The 17906-nt window shown below is 69.4% G+C and carries 18 protein-coding genes and 1 pseudogene; 6 read left to right on the top strand and 13 right to left on the bottom strand.

Annotated elements, in window-relative coordinates; genetic code table 11:
* Window positions 1-38 precede the first annotated feature (38 nt).
* From AAFF41_RS29180 to AAFF41_RS29195, 4 genes are all read left to right on the top strand, one after another.
* On the top strand, window positions 39-281 hold the full coding sequence (locus AAFF41_RS29180) for an SCO4848 family membrane protein (RefSeq protein ID WP_319751559.1): 243 nt from the start codon (window positions 39-41) through the stop codon (window positions 279-281).
* 60 nt (window positions 282-341) lie between these two features.
* Window positions 342-1661, top strand: coding sequence for a metallophosphoesterase (locus AAFF41_RS29185; protein ID WP_343324875.1), 1320 nt, complete (start codon window positions 342-344; stop codon window positions 1659-1661).
* 147 nt (window positions 1662-1808) lie between these two features.
* Window positions 1809-3365 carry an ABC transporter substrate-binding protein gene (locus AAFF41_RS29190; protein WP_319751557.1) on the top strand — a complete coding sequence of 519 codons (1557 nt, stop codon included), beginning with the start codon at window positions 1809-1811 and terminating at the stop codon, window positions 3363-3365.
* A 114-nt stretch (window positions 3366-3479) separates the two neighbouring features.
* On the top strand, window positions 3480-3893 hold the full coding sequence (locus AAFF41_RS29195) for an ATP-binding protein (RefSeq protein WP_343324876.1): 414 nt from the start codon (window positions 3480-3482) through the stop codon (window positions 3891-3893).
* Window position 3894: 1 nt separating this feature from the next.
* Here the strand turns inward: AAFF41_RS29195 and AAFF41_RS29200 are convergent, their stop codons facing one another.
* The 3 genes from AAFF41_RS29200 to AAFF41_RS29210 all read right to left on the bottom strand — a co-directional run bounded on the left by AAFF41_RS29200 (window position 3895) and on the right by AAFF41_RS29210 (window position 8374).
* Entirely contained in the window at window positions 3895-5961 is a 2067-nt protein-coding gene (locus tag AAFF41_RS29200; protein ID WP_343324877.1) for a sulfatase-like hydrolase/transferase, read from the bottom strand.
* Between the two features lie 178 nt (window positions 5962-6139).
* Window positions 6140-7570: a sensor histidine kinase gene (locus tag AAFF41_RS29205; RefSeq protein ID WP_425526256.1), complete on the bottom strand. Its 1431-nt coding sequence runs from the start codon at window positions 7568-7570 to the stop codon at window positions 6140-6142.
* 114 nt (window positions 7571-7684) lie between these two features.
* Window positions 7685-8374 carry a response regulator transcription factor gene (locus tag AAFF41_RS29210; protein ID WP_054233711.1) on the bottom strand — a complete coding sequence of 230 codons (690 nt, stop codon included), beginning with the start codon at window positions 8372-8374 and terminating at the stop codon, window positions 7685-7687.
* Between the two features lie 188 nt (window positions 8375-8562).
* On the opposite strand from AAFF41_RS29210, the gene AAFF41_RS29215 reads away from it, so the two are divergent.
* Window positions 8563-10968 carry an MMPL family transporter gene (locus tag AAFF41_RS29215; RefSeq protein WP_343326372.1) on the top strand — a complete coding sequence of 802 codons (2406 nt, stop codon included), beginning with the start codon at window positions 8563-8565 and terminating at the stop codon, window positions 10966-10968.
* On the opposite strand, the gene AAFF41_RS29220 is transcribed toward AAFF41_RS29215, so the two are convergent.
* The gene (locus tag AAFF41_RS29220) at window positions 10961-11152 is read right to left on the bottom strand and encodes a hypothetical protein (RefSeq protein WP_343326373.1); all 192 of its coding nucleotides are present in this window, start codon (window positions 11150-11152) and stop codon (window positions 10961-10963) included. The genes AAFF41_RS29215 and AAFF41_RS29220 overlap by 8 nt on opposite strands.
* 29 nt (window positions 11153-11181) lie before the next feature.
* On the opposite strand from AAFF41_RS29220, the pseudogene AAFF41_RS29225 reads away from it, so the two are divergent.
* Window positions 11182-11336, top strand: a pseudogene (locus AAFF41_RS29225) (Uma2 family endonuclease); the annotation flags it as partial.
* Window positions 11337-11496: 160 nt separating this feature from the next.
* On the opposite strand, the gene AAFF41_RS29230 reads toward AAFF41_RS29225, so the two are convergent.
* The 9 genes from AAFF41_RS29230 to sdhC form a co-directional block, all read right to left on the bottom strand.
* Entirely contained in the window at window positions 11497-12267 is a 771-nt protein-coding gene (locus AAFF41_RS29230; protein WP_097285955.1) for a TetR/AcrR family transcriptional regulator, read from the bottom strand.
* Between the two features lie 11 nt (window positions 12268-12278).
* Window positions 12279-12785: a thiol-disulfide oxidoreductase DCC family protein gene (locus AAFF41_RS29235; RefSeq protein WP_319751581.1), complete on the bottom strand. Its 507-nt coding sequence runs from the start codon at window positions 12783-12785 to the stop codon at window positions 12279-12281.
* A 5-nt stretch (window positions 12786-12790) separates the two neighbouring features.
* Window positions 12791-13201, bottom strand: a complete 411-nt coding sequence (locus AAFF41_RS29240) for a hypothetical protein (protein ID WP_054233707.1) — start codon at window positions 13199-13201, stop codon at window positions 12791-12793.
* 106 nt (window positions 13202-13307) lie between these two features.
* Complete coding sequence (locus AAFF41_RS29245) at window positions 13308-13679, bottom strand: VOC family protein (RefSeq protein ID WP_425526170.1); 372 nt, start codon at window positions 13677-13679, stop codon at window positions 13308-13310.
* Window positions 13577-14119, bottom strand: a complete 543-nt coding sequence (locus AAFF41_RS51685; RefSeq protein WP_425526171.1) for a zinc ribbon domain-containing protein — start codon at window positions 14117-14119, stop codon at window positions 13577-13579. Before AAFF41_RS51685 ends, AAFF41_RS29245 begins: the two co-directional genes overlap by 103 nt.
* A gap of 267 nt (window positions 14120-14386) precedes the next feature.
* Complete coding sequence (locus AAFF41_RS29255) at window positions 14387-15166, bottom strand: succinate dehydrogenase iron-sulfur subunit (protein ID WP_054233703.1); 780 nt, start codon at window positions 15164-15166, stop codon at window positions 14387-14389.
* Window positions 15166-16920, bottom strand: a complete 1755-nt coding sequence (sdhA, locus tag AAFF41_RS29260; RefSeq protein WP_054233702.1) for a succinate dehydrogenase flavoprotein subunit — start codon at window positions 16918-16920, stop codon at window positions 15166-15168. Before sdhA ends, AAFF41_RS29255 begins: the two co-directional genes overlap by 1 nt.
* Before the next feature lie 24 nt (window positions 16921-16944).
* Complete coding sequence (locus tag AAFF41_RS29265; RefSeq protein ID WP_319751551.1) at window positions 16945-17436, bottom strand: succinate dehydrogenase hydrophobic membrane anchor subunit; 492 nt, start codon at window positions 17434-17436, stop codon at window positions 16945-16947.
* A 5-nt stretch (window positions 17437-17441) separates the two neighbouring features.
* Complete coding sequence (sdhC, locus tag AAFF41_RS29270) at window positions 17442-17822, bottom strand: succinate dehydrogenase, cytochrome b556 subunit (RefSeq protein WP_075028381.1); 381 nt, start codon at window positions 17820-17822, stop codon at window positions 17442-17444.
* Between the last annotated feature and the right edge of the window lie 84 nt (window positions 17823-17906).

Genomic DNA, 17906 nt, shown 5'->3' on the forward strand with positions numbered 1-17906 from the left:
GGCGCCGGGTCCCGGCCGGCGACGGCGATACTGGACCCATGAAGCTCAGCCGCCCCGTCTCCTGGTTCCTGCTCGTCTTCGGAGTATGGAGCTGGATCATCTGGGTCACTTTCGTCAAGAATTTGTGGAAGGACGGCAGCGGGCTCGCGTTCAACGACGCGGGGAATCCGACGGCGTACTTCTGGGTGCACCTGACGCTCGCCGTCGTCTCCTTTGTCTTGGGGACGGTCGTCGGCGGCATCGGGTTCCGCGGACTGCGCGCATTGCGCCAGACGTCATAGCAACAGGGGACAAACGGGGGACAACAGAACACAACGGCGGGCAACGGGGGATACGGCGTCTTGGTGATCGTCTTCGTACTGGTGGGACTGCTCGCCCTCGCCGCGGTCGCGGGGCTGTACTGGTACGTGTGGCGCCGTCTGGTGCGTGACACCACGTCCGGTCCGGGGCTCGCCCGGCGCGCGGGCACGGTGGTCTTCGTCGCCGGGCCGGTGTTGATGATCGCCGCGGTCACCGCGGAGCGCGCCGGTGCGCCCTTCCGGCTCCAGCAGGCGCTGGCCTGGCCGGGGTTCCTGTGGATGGCGCTGTCGATCTACCTGCTGCTGGGGGTGGTGGCGGGAGAGGTCGTACGACCGCTGCTGCGCCGGGTCATGGAGCGGCGCGCGGCCCCCTCTGCGGCCGTATGGCACCCGGCACCCGTACGGCACCCGGCACCCGTACCGCACCCGGCACCCGTACCGCACCCGGAGCCGGTACCGCACCCGGAGCCGGTGCCGACGGGAGCGGCGGCCCCCCAGGAGCCCTCGCCCGCCGAACCGCCACGGCCCGTCACCACCCCCTCGCGGCGGCTCTTCGTCTCGCGTGCCGTCGGCGGGGCCGCCGCGGCCGTCGCCCTGGGGACCGTGGGACACGGGACGTACGGGGTGCTGCGCGGGCCTCGGGTGAAGCGGGTCACCGTGCCGCTGGCCAAACTGCCCCGGTCCGCGCACGGCTACCGGATCGCCGTCGTCAGTGACATCCACCTCGGCCCCACCCTCGGGCGGGACTTCTGCCGGCGGGTCGTCGACACGATCAACTCGACGCAGCCCGACCTGATCGCGGTGGTCGGGGACCTCGTCGACGGGAGTGTGAAGGACCTCGGCCCCGCCGCGGCGCCTCTCGCGCGGCTGCGGGCACGGCACGGCTCGTACTTCGTCACGGGCAACCACGAGTACTACTCCGGTGCCGCGCAATGGGTCAGGGAAGTACGGGAACTGGGTCTGCACCCGCTCGAGAACGCCCGGACGGAAATGGCCGGATTCGATCTCGCGGGCGTCAATGACGTCGCGGGGGAGAGCGAGGGGCACGGGCCCGACTTCGGGAGGGCGCTGGGGGACCGGGACACCGCGCGGGCCGTGGTGCTGCTCGCCCACCAGCCGGTCCAGATCCACGACGCCGTCAAGCACGGTGTCGACCTCCAGCTCTCCGGGCACACCCACGGCGGCCAGCTCTGGCCGGGCAACTACATCGCGGAACTGGCCAATCCCACGGTCGCGGGCCTGGAGCGGTACGGCGACACGCAGTTGTACGTCTCCCGGGGCGCGGGCGCCTGGGGGCCGCCGACGCGGGTGGGCGCGCCGTCGGACATCACCGTCGTGGAACTGGCGTCCCCGCAAGCCTGAGAACCGGCTGTGAAACAGGGGCGAAACGGTCTTTCCCAATACCCCGTCTGATTCTTCGGACACCTCTTCCCACAGACGAAACACCTGTGGTTGGGTGATCCGCGTCACTGGGGAGTGACACGGGGCGTGGCCTGGGGAGGGGCGCCGATGCGATCGGTTCGCATACGGATTCTCGCGGTGCTGGTGGTACTGGCGGCCGTGGGTGTGGGCGGCTGGCAGTTACTGCCGTCGAAGGAGAACGGCAACAGGACCATCACGGTCGGGACGACGGACGCCGTCACGTCACTCGACCCGGCAGGCGCCTACGACGCCGGCTCCTGGGCCCTGTTCAGCAACGTGTTCCAGTCACTGCTGACGTTCGATCCCAGCGGCGCCGCCCCCGTGCCGGACGCGGCGAAGAGCTGCGGGTTCGTGGGCGCGGGACTGCGGACCTACGCCTGTACCCTGCGCGACGACCTGACGTTCCCGAGCGGGAGCAAGGTGACCGCCGAGGACGTGAAGTTCTCCTTCGACCGCGTCAAGGCCATCAACTCCGAGGTGGGGCCCGCGTCCCTGCTCTCCACCCTCGGCTCGGTGGACGCCCGGGGCCTCAAGGTCACCTTCCACCTGTCCTCGCCGGACGCCACCTTCCCCTTCAAGGTGGCCACCGGAGCCGGGTCGATCGTCGACCACACCCGCTACCCGAAGCACGCCCTGCGCAAGGACGCGGGCGCCGACGGCACCGGAGTGTACGTACTGAAGTCGTATACGAAGGACAAGCGGGCCGTCCTCGTGCCCAACAAGCACTACAAGGGCTCCGTCGAGGGGAGCGGCACGCCCACCGTGCTGCGCTACTACGCGACCCCCAAGGCGCTGGAGAGCGCCTGGAAGGCGAAGCAGGTCGACGTCGCGACGCGTCAGCTGCCGCCCGCGACGCTCGCCACCCTCTCGCCGAGCGACCCGAACCAGCACGTCACCGAGTCCGACAGCGCCGAGACCCGCAACCTCGTCCTCAACGTCCGCGCGAACTCGCCGCTGCACAACCGCCTCGTACGGCAGGCCGTCGCCGTACTGATCAACCGCGAGCAACTGGTCAGCCAGACCTACAAGGGGACGACCGATCCGCTGTACGGGCTGATCCCGGCGGGCATCACGGGGCACTCGACGTCGTTCTTCGACGCCTACCCCAAGCCCGACGCGAAGAAGGCGAAGGCCCTGCTGGCCGAGGCCGGGGTGTCGACGCCGGTGCGCTTCACCTACGGGTACGCCGAGGGACGGGGCGCCGCCGGCGAGGAGGCCACCGAGCTCAAGCGTCAGCTGGAGGCGAGCGGCCTGTTCAAGGTGGACATCAAGGGCTACGAGTGGACCGACTTCCAGAAGCGGTACGCCGAGGGCCAGTTGGACGCCTGGGCGGTCGGCTGGGTCGCCGACTTCCCCGACCCGGACACCTTCAGCGCCCCGCTCGTCGGCACCGGCAACAGCATGAAGAACGGGTACAGCGACAAGGACGTGGACCGGCTGATTCAGGACAGTCAGCAGTACGAGGACCGCAGCCGCACGTCCGACGACTTCCAGACACTGCAGGAAATCGTGGCCCGCGATGTTCCCCTGATTCCCCTGTGGCAGCGCAAGGAGTATGTACTCAGCAGTGAGGACGTCGGAGGCGGCCAGTACCTGTCGGACGGGACCGGCGTCTTCCGCCTCTGGCGGCTGAGCTGGATATGACACGTGACGTGATCCCGCGGGGTGGCCCCCCACCCCGGTGACATCGGGCTCTCGCCCAACGCGGCACCATGCGCGCACTATGTGCCGGAGGTGTGCGCACGGTGAGGGGCTGAGGTGTTGAGACGCAACGCGTTCCGGCTGCCCCGGCACCCGGCCTCCGTCGGACTCGCCCGGCGCCGGGTACGCGACCATCTGCGGGACTGGGGCCACGGCACCGACGACCCGGCCCTCACGGACGTCGTCCTGATCGTCTCCGAGCTCGCGACCGACGCCGTACGCCACGGACCTCTTCACGAAGGTCACGAAGGGGAGTTCGAGGTCGCGGTGACCGCCCTCGCCGACGGTTCCTGCTTCGTCGAGGTCTCCGACGAGGGCCTCGCCGTACCACGGCCGCGGCCGGTCTCCGTGGGGGAGGAGACCGGCCGCGGCCTGCACCTCGTGGAGGGCGTCGCCGTGGCGTGGGGGGTGTGGAGCCGGGGCCGCCACGGCAAGACCGTGTGGGCGCTCGTGGCGTCCCCGGCCCCGTGAATCACGGCGCCGGGGTCGAGCCGTACGCCGTCAGGAAGCGGTCGCGGAAGGAGTTCATCTTCCAGACCGGGGTGTCCTGCTTCGGCTGCAGGCCGTCCGCCCAGTTCCAGGCGGCGATCTTGTCCAGGACCTTCGGGTCCTTGGCGACGATCGAGACCGGCACGTCACGGCTGGCGTGGTTGCCGCTGACCCGGGCGATGGGCTGGTGGTCGCCGAGGAAGATCAGCACGGTGTTCTTGTTGCCGTACTTCACCAGGTAGTTGATGAGGCTCGACACCGAGTACTGGATGGACTTGCCGTACTCCTGCTTCGACTTGGTGGAGTCGGTGATGATGTCCGCGGGCTTCTTGCCGGCTTTCTCGATCGCGTTGTAGATCGAGCCGTCGCCGACCTGGTCCTGCGGGACCAGCTCGGGGATCGGCGCCCAGGGCTGGTGGCTGGAGGTCAGGATGATCGTCGACATCAGCGGCTTGTCGTGCTTCTTGCTGTGCACCAGGCGCTCGAACGCGGTCAGCGCGTACTGGTCGGGCATGGTCGACCAGCTGAACTTCGGGCCCTTGTAGCCGAGTTTGTGGGAGTCGTAGAGCTTGTCGATGCCGTAGAAATTCTGCTCGGGCCACGCCTTCTGGACGCCCGGCATCACGCCGACCGTGTCCCAGGCGCCCGTCTTCTTGAACGCGCCGGGGAGGGTCAGGCGCTCGCCCGCGGTGACGGTGCGGTAGCGCTGCTGGTTGCTGATCCACAGGCCCGACATGAAGGTGGAGTGACCCAGCCAGCTGCTTCCGCCGTACGTCGCCGAGGTCAGCCAGCCGCTCTTCGCCGCGAACCCGGCGTCGGTCAGCTTCTTGTTCTCGGCGGTGAGCGTCGCGTCGACGCCCGGCGCCATGACCGGGTCCTCGATCGCGCTGCGGCCGTAGCTCTCGATGAAGGTGATCATCATGTCCTTGCCGCGCAGCCCGGTGAGCAGCTGGTCGGGCGGCGTGTTGGCGAAGTCGTCCTTCTTCGCGATCTTGGCGAACTCGGCTTCGTCCCGCAGTGTCCGCCGCACCTGCTCCGCCTTGAACTGGAGGGCCTGCATGGTGTGCTCCGAAGCGATGGGTATCCCCGCGGCGTACTGCACGCCCAGCGCCGCGCAGGTGACCCAGGCGATGGCCAGCACCAGCGTCGTGCGGGTCGCCGTCTCGGTGTTCCGGGCCGCCAGGTTGCCCAGTCGGATCACCGACATCGTCGTGAGGGCGAGTACGGCGATCACGAGCGTCACGGCCAGGGCCGCGATGCCGAGCGCGCCACCCTTGCCGAACGTGTCCTGGAGGTATCCCAGCGCATCACTGAAGAGCGACCAGTCGAGGACGACGTTGAAGCCTCGCCCGAGGTATTCGTTGAAACCGATGTCGAGGAAGTTCACGACGGTCAGGGCGCCCAGGCCGAGCCCGGCGAACGCCGCCACGGCGATCCGCGGCTTGCGGGGCAGGACGATCAGCAGGGCGGCGCCGAAGATCGCCTCCACCGGGAGACGCACGAAAGCGGCCAGCCGGACCTTGTCCGCCTGGGTCGGCATGAGCAGCGCGACGACCACGACAGCGAGGGCCACGGCGGTGGTGGTCCACGCGAGAACGCGGGCCGCTACCGGGTACTTCTCCCGCCACCCACCCCAGACGCGCCGCCACCCGCGTGGGCGGGGGGCGGTGGGGGTGTCGGCGTCGGACACGGCGGGGTCGGGTGCGGCGGCGGCCTGCTCCGGGGCGTCGACCTCGCCCTCCGGAACGTCGGCGTCCGGGGCTTCCGTCTCGGGGCTTTCCGTCTCAGTGATCTCGGTCTCGGATGTCTCGGTCGCAGACGTCTCCGCCTCGGGAGTCTCCGTCTCCGGGGCTTCCGTCTCCGGAGATTCCGTCTCCGGGGCTTCCGGGGCCTTCGCCTCCGGAGCGCTCACCTCGGGGGTCTCCGCCTCGGAGGTCTGGACGGTGTCCCTCGGGGCGGGGGCCTCCAGGGGTGTGACCTCCTGCGAGGGCTGGTCCTCCGGCGCCTCGTCCGTTTTCGACAGCTGTCGAGAGCTCGTGTTGAACGACAACCCGGCGGTCCTTCCGTGCGAAGCCCGGTGGTGGCGCGGCGGACCAGGCTGAGGTCGAGGCCGCCTTCATCTGTTGGGTACGAGGTCGTACCGGCCGGTGTTCAATCATCCGGGTTTGCTTATGTTCAAGCGAGTCACCGAGCTTGTTCAAGCACCTCACTGTGCTTGTTAAAGCAGCTCACCGCGTCGGAAGCGTCACCGTGACCTCGAGCCCCGCTCCCGGCGCCGTCCGTACCGCCACGTCACCCCCGTGCGCGGCCACCACTCCCTGCACGATCGCCATTCCCAGCCCGCTGCCCGCGCCACCGCCCGCCCGGAAGAACCGGTCGAAGATGCGCGCCGCGTCCTCCTCCGCCAGCCCGGGCCCCTGGTCCGCGACACACAGCCGTACGGTCCCGTCCTCCCGTTCGAGACCGAGCCGCACCGGCACGTCGGCGGGCGTGTGGGTGCGTACGTTGGCCACCAGGTTGCCCAGCACCTGCCGCAGCCCCGACTCGTCGGCGTGCACCAGCAGTGTCCCGTCGGCGCCCACGGTCACCGGACGACCGGGCTGCTGGGCCCGCAGATCCTCGGCTGCGTCGCGCACCAGACGGCTCAGGTCGACGTTCTTGAAACGCAGCTCGGGGCTCTGGTCGAGGCGGGCCAGGATGAGCAGTTCGTCCACGAGGCGCCCCATGCGGTCGGCCTCGGCGTTCATCCGGTCCCAGGCCCGTCGGCGCTCACCCGGCTCGCGCAGCATCCCCTTCTCGTACAGCTGGAGGTAGCCGCGGATCGCCGACAGCGGGGTGCGCAGCTCGTGCGAGGCGTCCGCGACGAACCGGCGCAGCTGCGTCGCGCTGCGCTCGCGGGTCCGGTACGCCGATTCCACCTGGTGAAGCATGGAGTTGAGGGCGAGCCGCAGCTGTTCGACCTCCTGGGTCGGATGGTGGCTGGAGGGCACGCGCCGGGTGAGGTCTCCCTCGGCGATGGCGGACGAGGTCTCCACCATGTCCTCCAGTGGCCGCATCCGGCGGCTCACGCTGATCATGGTCAGCACCGCGAGCAGCGACAACAGCAGGGTGCCGACGCCCAGATCGAGTTTGAGGGCCTTGGCGATGCCCTTGTGCAGGGCGTCGGTGGAGGCGGCGAGCAGCACGTACGTGCCGTCGGCGAGCCGGGCTCCGGTGACCCGGTAGGAGGCGCCGTGCACGGTGGTGTCGTGCGGGGCGGGGTCGTGCGCGAGGGCGCCCGGGTCGTCCGCCGCGGCGACCAGCGCGCGCTGGATGTCGGTGGGCTTGAAACCGCCGACGCTGAGGGGGGTCCCGTGGCCGTCCACCGCCGCGAAGATCGAGTCGGGCTTGTCGGACCGGTCCGCGCCGGGGACCATCCGCTCGCGTACGAAGGCGAGCGCGGTGAGCGAGTCGATCTGGTGGAGGGTGAGCCGCGAACCGGTCAGCGACTCCCGCGTCTTGGACAGTTCCGTGTCGACCTGGTCGAGCAGATAGTGCCGCATCCCCATCAGACTGACGGCGGTCGCCACGATGATGCCCAGCGCCAGCAACCCCACGTTCGCGAGCGTCAGTTTGCCGCGCAACGAGTGGATCCCGCGGTGACGCCGGGGGCGCCGCACACTCACGTACGCGGGAATCCCCGCACAGAGGGCGAGCTCGGTCCGGGACGCCGGTTCCGCGCGGGGAGGGCTCCGCCTGCGCCGCGGCGGCCCCCGGGTCCGGGGATGCCGGGGTCATGCGAGGCCGTATCCGACGCCCCGGCGGGTCTGGATCACCGGTGGGCCGAGGGGTTCGAGTTTGCGGCGCAGATAGCTGATGTACGTCTCGACGACGGTCGACTCGGCGGAGTGTTCGTACTGCCAGACGTGCCGCAGGAGTTGTTCCTTGGGCACGATCCGGCCGCCGTTGCGGACGAGGAAACGCAGCAGGGCGTACTCGGTGGGGGTGAGCTCCACCGTGCGGTCCCCGCGGTGCACGGAGTACGTCGTCTCGTCCAGTTCGAGTTCGCCGTAGCGAAGGGGCGGGCGCTGGGGAAGGACGTCGTCGGGGCGTGTGCGGCGCAGTACGGCCGTGATCCGGGCGACGACCTCGTCGATGTTGAACGGCTTGGTGATGTAGTCGTCGCCGAAACCGAGCGCGCCGACGATCTCGGCGGGCGCGTCCCGCGCGGTGAGGAAGACGATCGCCAGGTCGGGCCGGCGCAGGCGCAGTTCACGGCCCAGCGCCCGCCCGTCGCCGTCCGGCAGCATCACGTCGAGCAGCGCCGCGTCGGGGCGGGTGCGTTCGGCGAGCGTGAGCGCCTGACGGACGGTGCCCGCGGTCATCACCTCGAAACGGTGGTAGCGCAGCGCGATGGCGAGGACGTCCGCGATGCTCGGTTCGTCCTCGACGACGAGAACGGTGGCCCCCTCGTGAGCGGTCATGCCCCCAGTATCCGCACGCGGGTCGCGCCAGGGGGCGGCTCCCCCCTTTGGAGTTCCTTGAGAGTCATGGGCGGTCTGTGTCGTCGCTCGAGCGTGCCGGTCGATGGTTGGTCCCAGGACCTGGGGGACCAACCGACAACCGAACGACCGGATGACCGGTCGACTAAGGAGCGTTGAGCGTGGCGACATTGGCACGGTGGTGCTATCGGCACCGGCTGGTGGTCCTGTTGCTGTGGGTGGGGGCACTGCTCGGGCTCGGGGCCGCGGCCTCGACCGCGGGCACGGATTACGCGAACGTCTTCTCCCTTCCGAACACGGACTCCAAGCGCGCGTACGACCAGATGGAGAAGGCCTTCCCGGAGCGCGCGGGCGACACCGACACGGTGGTGTGGAAGGTCGACACGGGAACCGTCCGGGACCAGTCCGTACAGTCCCGGATCCAGCCCGCGCTGGAGAGGATCGGCAAGATGGCGGGGGTCGGCGGCGTGACCAGCCCGTACGCCGGCGACCGGGGCGCGGCGCAGATCAGCGCCAACGGCAGGATCGCCTACGCCCAGATCACCTTCGCCAACCAGGCGAACGCGGTGCCCAAACAGCTGGTGCAGGACGTGGTCGACACCGCACAGGGCGCCCGACGCGGCGGTCTGCACGTCGAGCTGGGCGGTCAGGCGATCCAGCGCGTCCAGGAACCGCCCACCGGACTCGCCGAGATGATCGGCATCCTGGCCGCGGCGGTCGTCCTCTTCCTCGCCTTCGGCTCGCTCTTCGCGATGCTGCTCCCGATCGGCATCGCGATCTTCGGGGTGGGCACGGGCCTGTTCTCCACCCAGCTGCTCAGCCATGTGACGTCGGTGCCCGACCTGGCACCGCTGCTCGCCACGCTGATCGGCCTCGGTGTCGGCATCGACTACGCGCTGTTCATCGTCACCCGGCACCGGCGCGGCATCCTGCGCGGCATGGACCCGGAGGAGTCGGCGGTCACCGCCCTCAACACCTCCGGCCGCGCGGTGCTGTTCGCGGGCGGCACGGTGTGCATCGCGCTCGCCGGGATGCTCGTGACGAACCTGCGCTTCCTGGACGGCGTGGTCATCGGCACCTCGCTCACCGTCGTGTTCAGCGTGCTCGCGGCCGTCACGCTGCTGCCCGCGCTGCTCGGTTTCCTCGGCTCCCGGGTGCTCAGCCGCCGCCAGCGGCGCAAGCTGGCCGCCGAAGGCCCCGAGCAGGAGCGGGCCAGCGGCTTCGCGGCCCGCTGGTCGGCGAACGTCCAGAAGCGCCCGCGCTCGATCGCCGTGATGGCTGTCGTCGTCATGGCGATCCTCGCCATCCCGGTGCTGTCGCTGCGGCTCGGCGCGACCGACCAGGGCAACGACGACGCGTCGACGACGACCCGGAAGGCGTACGACCTCCTCGCGGAGGGCTTCGGCCCCGGCTTCAACGGCCCGCTCCAGGTGGTCTCCACCAGCGGCGACACGAACAAGCTGGTGCAGGGCATCCGCGCGACCGACGGCGTCGCCCAGGTCGCGGCGCTGCCGCCCGCGCAGGGCGTCACGGTGATCCAGGTCGTACCGACCACGTCACCGCAGTCCGAGAAGACGGACCAGCTCATCGACACCCTGCGGGACAAGGTGATCCCGGACGCCGGGGCACAGGCGCACGTCGGCGGTGTGACGGCGATCTCCAAGGACTTCTCGACCGTCACGGGTGACCGGCTGCCACTCTTCATCGCCACCATCATCGGCCTGGGCTTCCTGCTGCTGATGGTCGCCTTCCGCTCCCTGGTGGTGCCCCTGACCGCCGCCCTGATGAACCTGATCGCGGCCGCCGCGTCCTTCGGCGTCCTCGTCGCGATCTTCCAGTGGGGCTGGGGGCTGAGCCTGCTGGGCCTCGGCAAGGAGGGGCCGATCAACGCCTTCCTGCCCGTCATCATGCTCTCCCTCCTCTTCGGCCTCTCCATGGACTACCAGGTGTTCCTGGTGAGCCGGATGCACGAGGAGTGGGTGCACACCAAGGACAACGCGCGGGCGGTCCGGGTCGGCCTCGCGGAGACCAGCCGTGTCATCAACTCCGCCGCTCTGATCATGGTCTGCGTCTTCCTCGCCTTCGTCCTCAGCGGTGACTCGGGGGCGGCGATGGCGGGCGTGGGCCTCGCGGCGGCGGTCGCGCTGGACGCGTTCATTCTCCGTACGGCGCTGGTGCCGGCCGCGATGCATCTGCTGGGCAAGTCCAACTGGTGGCTGCCGGCGGGTCTGGAGAAGCGGTTGCCGCACCTGGCGGTGGAGCCGGCTGAGGAGGCGGAGCTGCCGCGGGCTTCGACGGGAGGACCGACGGTCGTGCACGGCTTCGTCCGTGACGCGGAGGGAGCGCCGGTCGACGGGGCGGTCCTCACCCTGCTCAGCAAGGGCGGGCGTCAACTGGACCGGGTGACCTCACTGGCGGACGGCTCGTACATCGTCTCGGTACCGGCTCCTGGCACGTACCTGCTGTCGGCGACGGCCTCTTCGTACGGAGCCCGCGCCCGGCACGTCATCGTGACCGACGAACCGCTGGTGCACGACCTGGAGTTGACGGAGGGGGAGGTGGACGCCGTCAACTAGCCGTGGGGTGCCCGGCTTCGAGGATCCTTTTCACATCGAGGGTGACCTTGCCGCCGACGGGCTCGGGGAGCGTGACGAGTTCGTCGGCGGTGTGGACGCCATGCACCGTGTAGCGGTCCGCGGCCGGATCGGTGAGGACGTGGAGGCGCGGGTGCTGGCGGTCGACGATGACGCAGACGGGGATGCGGGCCCTGGCGTAGGAGGAGACCTTGTCCCGCGGACGGCCCTCACTCCGAGGCCCTGAGCTCTTCGCTGCCCCGTTCATGCAACTGGGCCTGGTGCGAGTCCTGCAGGGAATCGGCCTCTGGCTGCCCAGCGGTCCAGAGGACTACGTGATCCCCGACCTGTCGGTGGTCGACGACGACTACCGCCAACCTGGTGCGACGCGGCGGCCCGGAAGACTCTCCATGAGGAGGTTCGCCTCGGCGATCAGCGGCCGGTCCTCGTGCGGTCGCTCGACAGCTGCCGCGGACATCACGTGCCTCCCATGGCTGGTGTCGAGAACATCCTCGTAGGTCGAACGTCTCGTCACCCGGTCGTGGAGCCCCGCCCCGGATCCGGCAGCAGCTTCGTCATCCCCGGCAGGAAGTCCGTGAACAGCTCGTGCACCTCGTGGACGAGCGGGCGCAGGACGCGGAAGCGGGCCAGTGAGACGCCCCGGGTGGTGATGCGGGCGCCGCGCTCGGCGAGCCGGTAGCTGCGTTCGCGCCCCTCCGTGCGGTCGAAGACCCAGTACAGGACGAGCCCCATCTGCGACAGCCACATCAGCTCGGGCAGGACGTCCCTCAGCTCCTCCGGAACCTTCGCCTTCGATCCGGCGAGCACCTCGCGGTGTATGGCGATGGACTCCTCGCGCGGGCCCGCCGACTCGGGGGAGAAGGGGCTGAGCGGGCTCTCCGGGTCGGCGGCGTTCTTGAAGAACTGCGCCGCGAACTCGTGGTACGGCTCCGCCACGTCCAGCCACGCCTTCAGTACGCCCGCGATCCGCGCCTCCAGATCCTTCTCGCGCTCCAGGACCGGCCGGATCGCCGCCTGGTGCTCGGCGCCGATCCGGTCGTAGAAGCCCTGGATGAGGTGCTCCTTGCCGGCGAAGTAGTAGTACGCGTTGCCGACGGAGACCCCGGCCTCCTGGGCGATCGCCCGCATGGTCGTCTTGTCGTACCCCCGCTCCTGGAACAGCCGCAGCGCGGTCTCCAGGATCAGCGCGCGGGTCTGCTCGCTCTTGGCGGGACCCTTTTCCTGGGCCTTTCCTGGCGCGCTGGTGTCGTCCGGGCCGGGGCTGTCTGTCGGTGCTGGCACGGGAACAGAGCCTAACGAGTCGAACAGGAGCCGCTGTCACAGCCGGGAGGCCGGTACGTCCATCCGCCACCCGGTTCGTACACCCACCCGTCCCCCCGCCGGTACGCGCCCCCGCCCCATCCCTGCTGGGCGTGCGCGGAGCGCCACTTCGCGGCGGCGAGCATCGCGCCCTTGGCGAGCCGGGCCCCTGCCGGGGTGCTCAGCCGGTGGGCGAGCGGCCGGTGCTCGCGCAGCGCCCACAGGCAGACGACCCAGGCGGCGGCCCCGCGGTAGACCTGACCGCCGTCCCCGACGACGGTGATCTCGTCGAGGGTGGCGCGGTGGTCGAGGGCGGGGAAGAGTGCCCTGGCCAGCTCGGAACCGGCCGGCACGAGCCGCAGCGGCACCAGCTGGGGCTGCTTGCCCAGCCAGTCGCGCAGGAAGGTGCACAGCGAGCACGAGGCGTCGTAGAGGACGGTGAGCCCGAGGACCGGGACGCGTGCGGCGTCCCGGTCACGGGTGGCCTCGAGGCCGGTCATGGTGCTCACGCCCCGGCCGTCGGCGCCACCCAGTCCGTCGGCGCGACGGGCGGCAGCTGCTCCCGCTCCATGACGCCCCGCCGCCGGATCTTGTTGAGCACGTACACGTTGCCGAGGTGCATGACCCCGAGGACGAGCAGGACGACGCCGAGCTTGGTCGACAGGGCCTCGAAGATCCCGCGGGTGTCGGTGATCCCGGCGTCGTCGCCGTTCAGATAGAGCGCGACGAAGCCCAGGTTGACGAGGTAGAAGCCCACCACCAGGAGGTGGTTGACGGCGTCGGCGAGTTTCTCGTTCCCGTGCAGCACGTCGGCGAGGAAGATCCGCCCGTTGTGGCTGAGCGTGCGTGCCACCCAGACCGTCAGCGCGATGCTGACCAGCAGATAGATGACGTACGCGACGACCGTGAGGTCCATGTCCCCACCCCTTCTTGAACGCGTTCAAAACGCTGTCGAGAAGGAATGTAGACCTGCTTTTGAACATGTTCAAGTCAGGAGGGTGCGCGGTGTGGGGTGAGGCGGGTCACGCCTGGTGGCGGCCCAGCTCGGGCCGCTTGCCGTAGTCCGTGAAGCCGATGACGTTGCCCCAGGGGTCGGCGATCTCGACGGTCCAGCCGGTGGCGACCGGGAAGACGGGCGCGAGCGGCCGGATGCCCGCCGAGGCCAGCGCGTCGGCCGTGGCCCGCGCGTCCCTGACCTCAAGCCACACCCGCGCCGAGGCCCACAGCGGCGGCCGCGGGCCGAGCTCCTCCTCCAGTCGCAGCAGCAGTCCCGGCGTCTCCTTGCCCACCTTCAGCAGCGCGATCCCGGCCTCATCGAGCCGGAACGCCACCGGAATGCCGGCCCGCCCGTAGAACTCCACCGCGGCACCGAGGTTCCCGACGGGCAGCAGCACGTTGTCGAAGCCGAGCAGCTCGTACGACACATCATCTGACATGCCATCAGATTAGGTACGGGCCGCGCCGGGGTCCCGGTGGCTGACCGTGCGGGTCCCCCAGGTGGTGCAAGGCCGGGCGCGCCGCGGGGTAGCCGCACCTGCCATGCACGCCGGGGCCGGGCGGGGCCGCCGCCGAGCACAGGAAGACGCCGGGGGTGCCGGTGCCGTAGGGATCGAGGGCCGCGCGGGGGCGGGACGCGAGAATGCTCCTCGGGCTCGAGCCCGAGGATTCGGGGCTTCTCGTTCGCTGCTGCGACCGCCAGTCCGGTGGCCGTTTTGACATGCTTCGCGGCATTGTGGTCCCGGTCATGGACCGTGCCGCACGCGGGGCAGGTCCACTCCCTTGTGTCCAAAATGGTCGGCGGTTTCTGGAGCCTTGTGCGCGCCGGAAGCTGCACGGGGCACAGTGACTTCCAGCACGCGTACGGCCCGGACTTGAAAGGGCTGGAGGAGCAGGGCCAGGAGCGGGGGTACTGGGACCGCTGGCCGGCAACCGCCCGAGTGGCCGGCGTGCTTATGCCGCCCCCGTTGCTGTGGACATCGGGGTTCGAACTGTGGCAGAGGGATCGGATTGACCGTATACGGTCACATGTGGAAAGAAAAACCCGCCTCCGTACGTAGCTTGTACGGAGGCGGGGTTCTTGATGCGAAAGCTGACAGAAGCGTCAGAAGCGACGCGTGATCAGCGCGCGCTTCACTTCCTGGATCGCCTTCGTGACCTCGATACCGCGCGGGCAGGCGTCCGTGCAGTTGAACGTGGTGCGGCAACGCCACACGCCGTCCTTGTCGTTGAGGATCTCCAGGCGCTGCTCGCCCGCTTCGTCACGGCTGTCGAAGATGAAGCGGTGCGCGTTGACGATGGCGGCCGGACCGAAGTACTGGCCGTCGTTCCAGAAGACCGGGCAGGACGACGTGCACGCCGCGCACAGGATGCACTTGGTGGTGTCGTCGAAGCGCTCGCGGTCCTCGGCGGACTGCAGACGCTCGCGCGTCGGCTCGTTGGTGTCCTTCGTGATCAGGAAGGGCATCACATCGCGGTACGCCTGGAAGAACGGCTCCATGTCGACCACGAGGTCCTTGAGGACCGTCAGACCCTTGATGGGCTCGACCGTGATCGGCTTGGCGGGGTTGATGTCCTTGATCAGCGTCTTGCAGGCGAGACGGTTCTTGCCGTTGATCCGCATGGCGTCCGAGCCGCAGATGCCGTGCGCGCAGGAGCGACGGAACGTGAGGGTTCCGTCCTGGTCCCACTTGATCTTGTGGAGGGCGTCGAGGACGCGCTCCTTCGGGTCGATCTCCAGCTGGAAGTCTTCCCAGACCGCCTCCGCCGCGACCTCGGGGTTGAAGCGGCGGATGCGGAAGGTGGCGGTGATGTACGGCGAGTCGGCGAAGCCCGCCTCGGGCTGGCCGGCGCTGTCCGCCTTGTCGAGGGTCGGGGTAGCCATCAGTACTTACGCTCCATCGGCTGGTAGCGGGTCTGGACGACCGGCTTGTAGTCGAGACGGATGGACTCGGTGCCGTCGTCGCCGACCTCGCGGTACGCCATGGTGTGGCGCATGAAGTTGACGTCGTCGCGGTTCGGGTAGTCCTCGCGGTAGTGACCGCCGCGGGACTCCTTGCGGGCGAGCGCGGAGACGGCCATGACCTCGGCCAGGTCGAGCAGGTTACCCAGCTCGATGGCCTCGAGGAGGTCCGTGTTGAACCGCTTGCCCTTGTCCTGGATCGAGACGTTCCGGTAGCGCTCGCGCAGCTCGGCGATCTTCTCGACCGCCGTCTTGATCGTCTGCTCGGTGCGGAACACCATCACGTTGGCGTCCATGCACTCCTGCAGCTCCAGGCGCAGCGCGGCGACCCGCTCCGTGCCCGTGGAGTTGCGCAGGTGCTCGACCTGCGAGACGACCTGCGAGGCGGGGTCCTCGGGCAGCTCGACATAGCCGGCCTTCGCCGAGTACTCGGCGGCGGCGATGCCCGCGCGGCGCCCGAACACGTTGATGTCCAGGAGCGAGTTGGTGCCGAGGCGGTTGGCGCCGTGCACGGACACACAGGCGACCTCGCCGGCGGCGTACAGGCCCGGCACGACGGTCGTGTTGTCGCGGAGCACCTCACCCTGGACGTTCGTGGGGATGCCGCCCATGGCGTAGTGCGCGGTGGGCTGGATCGGGATCGGGTCCGTGTAGGGCTCGATGCCGAGGTAGGTGCGCGCGAACTCCGTGATGTCCGGGAGCTTGGCGTCCAGCTGCTCCGGCGGGAGGTGCGTGAGGTCGAGGTAGACGTGGTCGCCCTCGGGACCGCAGCCGCGGCCCTCACGGATCTCCGTGTAGATGGAGCGCGAGACGACGTCACGGGACGCGAGGTCCTTCATGACCGGCGCGTACTTCTCCATGAAGCGCTCGCCGTCCTTGTTGCGGAGGATGCCGCCCTCACCGCGGGCGCCCTCCGTCAGCAGGATGCCCATGCGCCAGATGCCGGTCGGGTGGAACTGGAAGAACTCCATGTCCTCCAGCGGCAGCCCGCGACGGTAGACGGCCGCCTGGCCGTCACCCGTCAGGGTGTGCGCGTTGGAGGTCACCTTGAAGAACTTGCCGGTGCCGCCGGACGCGTAGATCACGGCCTTCGCCTGGAAGACGTGGATCTCGCCGGTCGCCAGTTCGTAGGCGACCACACCGGCCGAGTGCTTGACGCCGTCGACCTCGGTGATCAGCTGGTCGAGGACGTAGAACTCGTTGAAGAACTCCACGCCCTCCTTGACGCAGTTCTGGTACAGCGTCTGGAGGATCATGTGGCCGGTGCGGTCCGCGGCGTAGCAGGACCGGCGGACCGGGGCCTCGCCGTGGTTGCGGGAGTGACCGCCGAAGCGGCGCTGGTCGATCCTGCCCTCGGGCGTCCGGTTGAAGGGAAGGCCCATCTTCTCGAGGTCGAGGACCGAGTCGATGGCCTCCTTCGCCAGGATCTCGGCGGCGTCCTGGTCGACCAGGTAGTCACCGCCCTTGACCGTGTCGAAGGTGTGCCACTCCCAGTTGTCCTCCTCCACGTTGGCGAGCGCGGCGGCCATGCCGCCCTGCGCCGCGCCCGTGTGGGAGCGGGTGGGGTAGAGCTTCGTCAGCACGGCGGTGCGGCTGCGCTTCGTCGCCTCGATGGCGGCGCGCATGCCGGCGCCGCCGGCGCCCACGATGACGGTGTCGTACTTGTGGATCTGCATGAGTCGGTTACCTCAGCCCCGTGCCTAGCGGATGTTCGGGTCGAAGGTGAAGATCACCAGCGTGCCCAGCAGGATGGTGAACACCGTGGCGGTGTAGAGCAGGCCCTTGAGCCACAGCCGGGTGTTCGCGCGCTCCGCGTAGTCGTTGATGACCGTGCGCAGGCCGTTGGTGCCGTGCAGCATCGCGAGCCACAGCATCGCGAGGTCCCAGGCCTGCCACCACGGGGAGGCCCAGCGGCCCGCGACGAACGCGAAGCCGATCTTGGAGACACCGCCGTCGAGGACGAGCTGGATGAGCAGGTGGCCGATGACGAGGACGACCAGCACGATGCCGGACAGGCGCATGAACAGCCAGCCGTACATCTCGAAGTTGCCACGAGTGGACTTCGGGGTCTTCTTGGTGCGCTTGCGCGGGGCCTCGATGAACGGCGCCGGGTTGTCGACGCTGTACGCGGAGAACTCACCCGCGCCCTCGACGGGGCCGATGCCGGAAGCGGCGGTCTCAGTAGTGGACATCTGCGTCAGCTCCCGAAGACTTCGCGGAATGCGTGACCGAGGACGGGGTAGAGGGCCCCGACCATCAGCACGACCCAGATACCGACGACGGACCAGAGCATCTGCTTCTGGTAGCGCGGGCCCTTCGACCAGAAGTCGACGGCGATGATGCGCAGGCCGTTGAGCGCGTGGAAGAGGATGGCGGCGACGAGGCCGTACTCCAGCAGCGCGACGATCGGATTCTTGTACGTGGACACGACCCTGTCGTAGTCCTCGGGGGAGACACGGACGAGAGCGGTGTCCAGCACGTGTACGAACAGGAAGAAGAAGATGAGGACGCCGGTGACTCGATGAGCCACCCAGGACCACATTCCTTCCCGGCCGCGGTACAGCGTTCCAGCCGGCACGGAAGAACCCTCCGGGAGCGGGGATTGGGGCCTGCCGGCTTCTGTGTCGGTCGGCCCGGCCGGGTACGGTCCACCGGCCCCGGC

Origin of the sequence: Streptomyces mirabilis (assembly GCF_039503195.1) — a bacterium.
GTDB classification, from domain to species: Bacteria; Actinomycetota; Actinomycetes; order Streptomycetales; family Streptomycetaceae; genus Streptomyces; species Streptomyces mirabilis_D.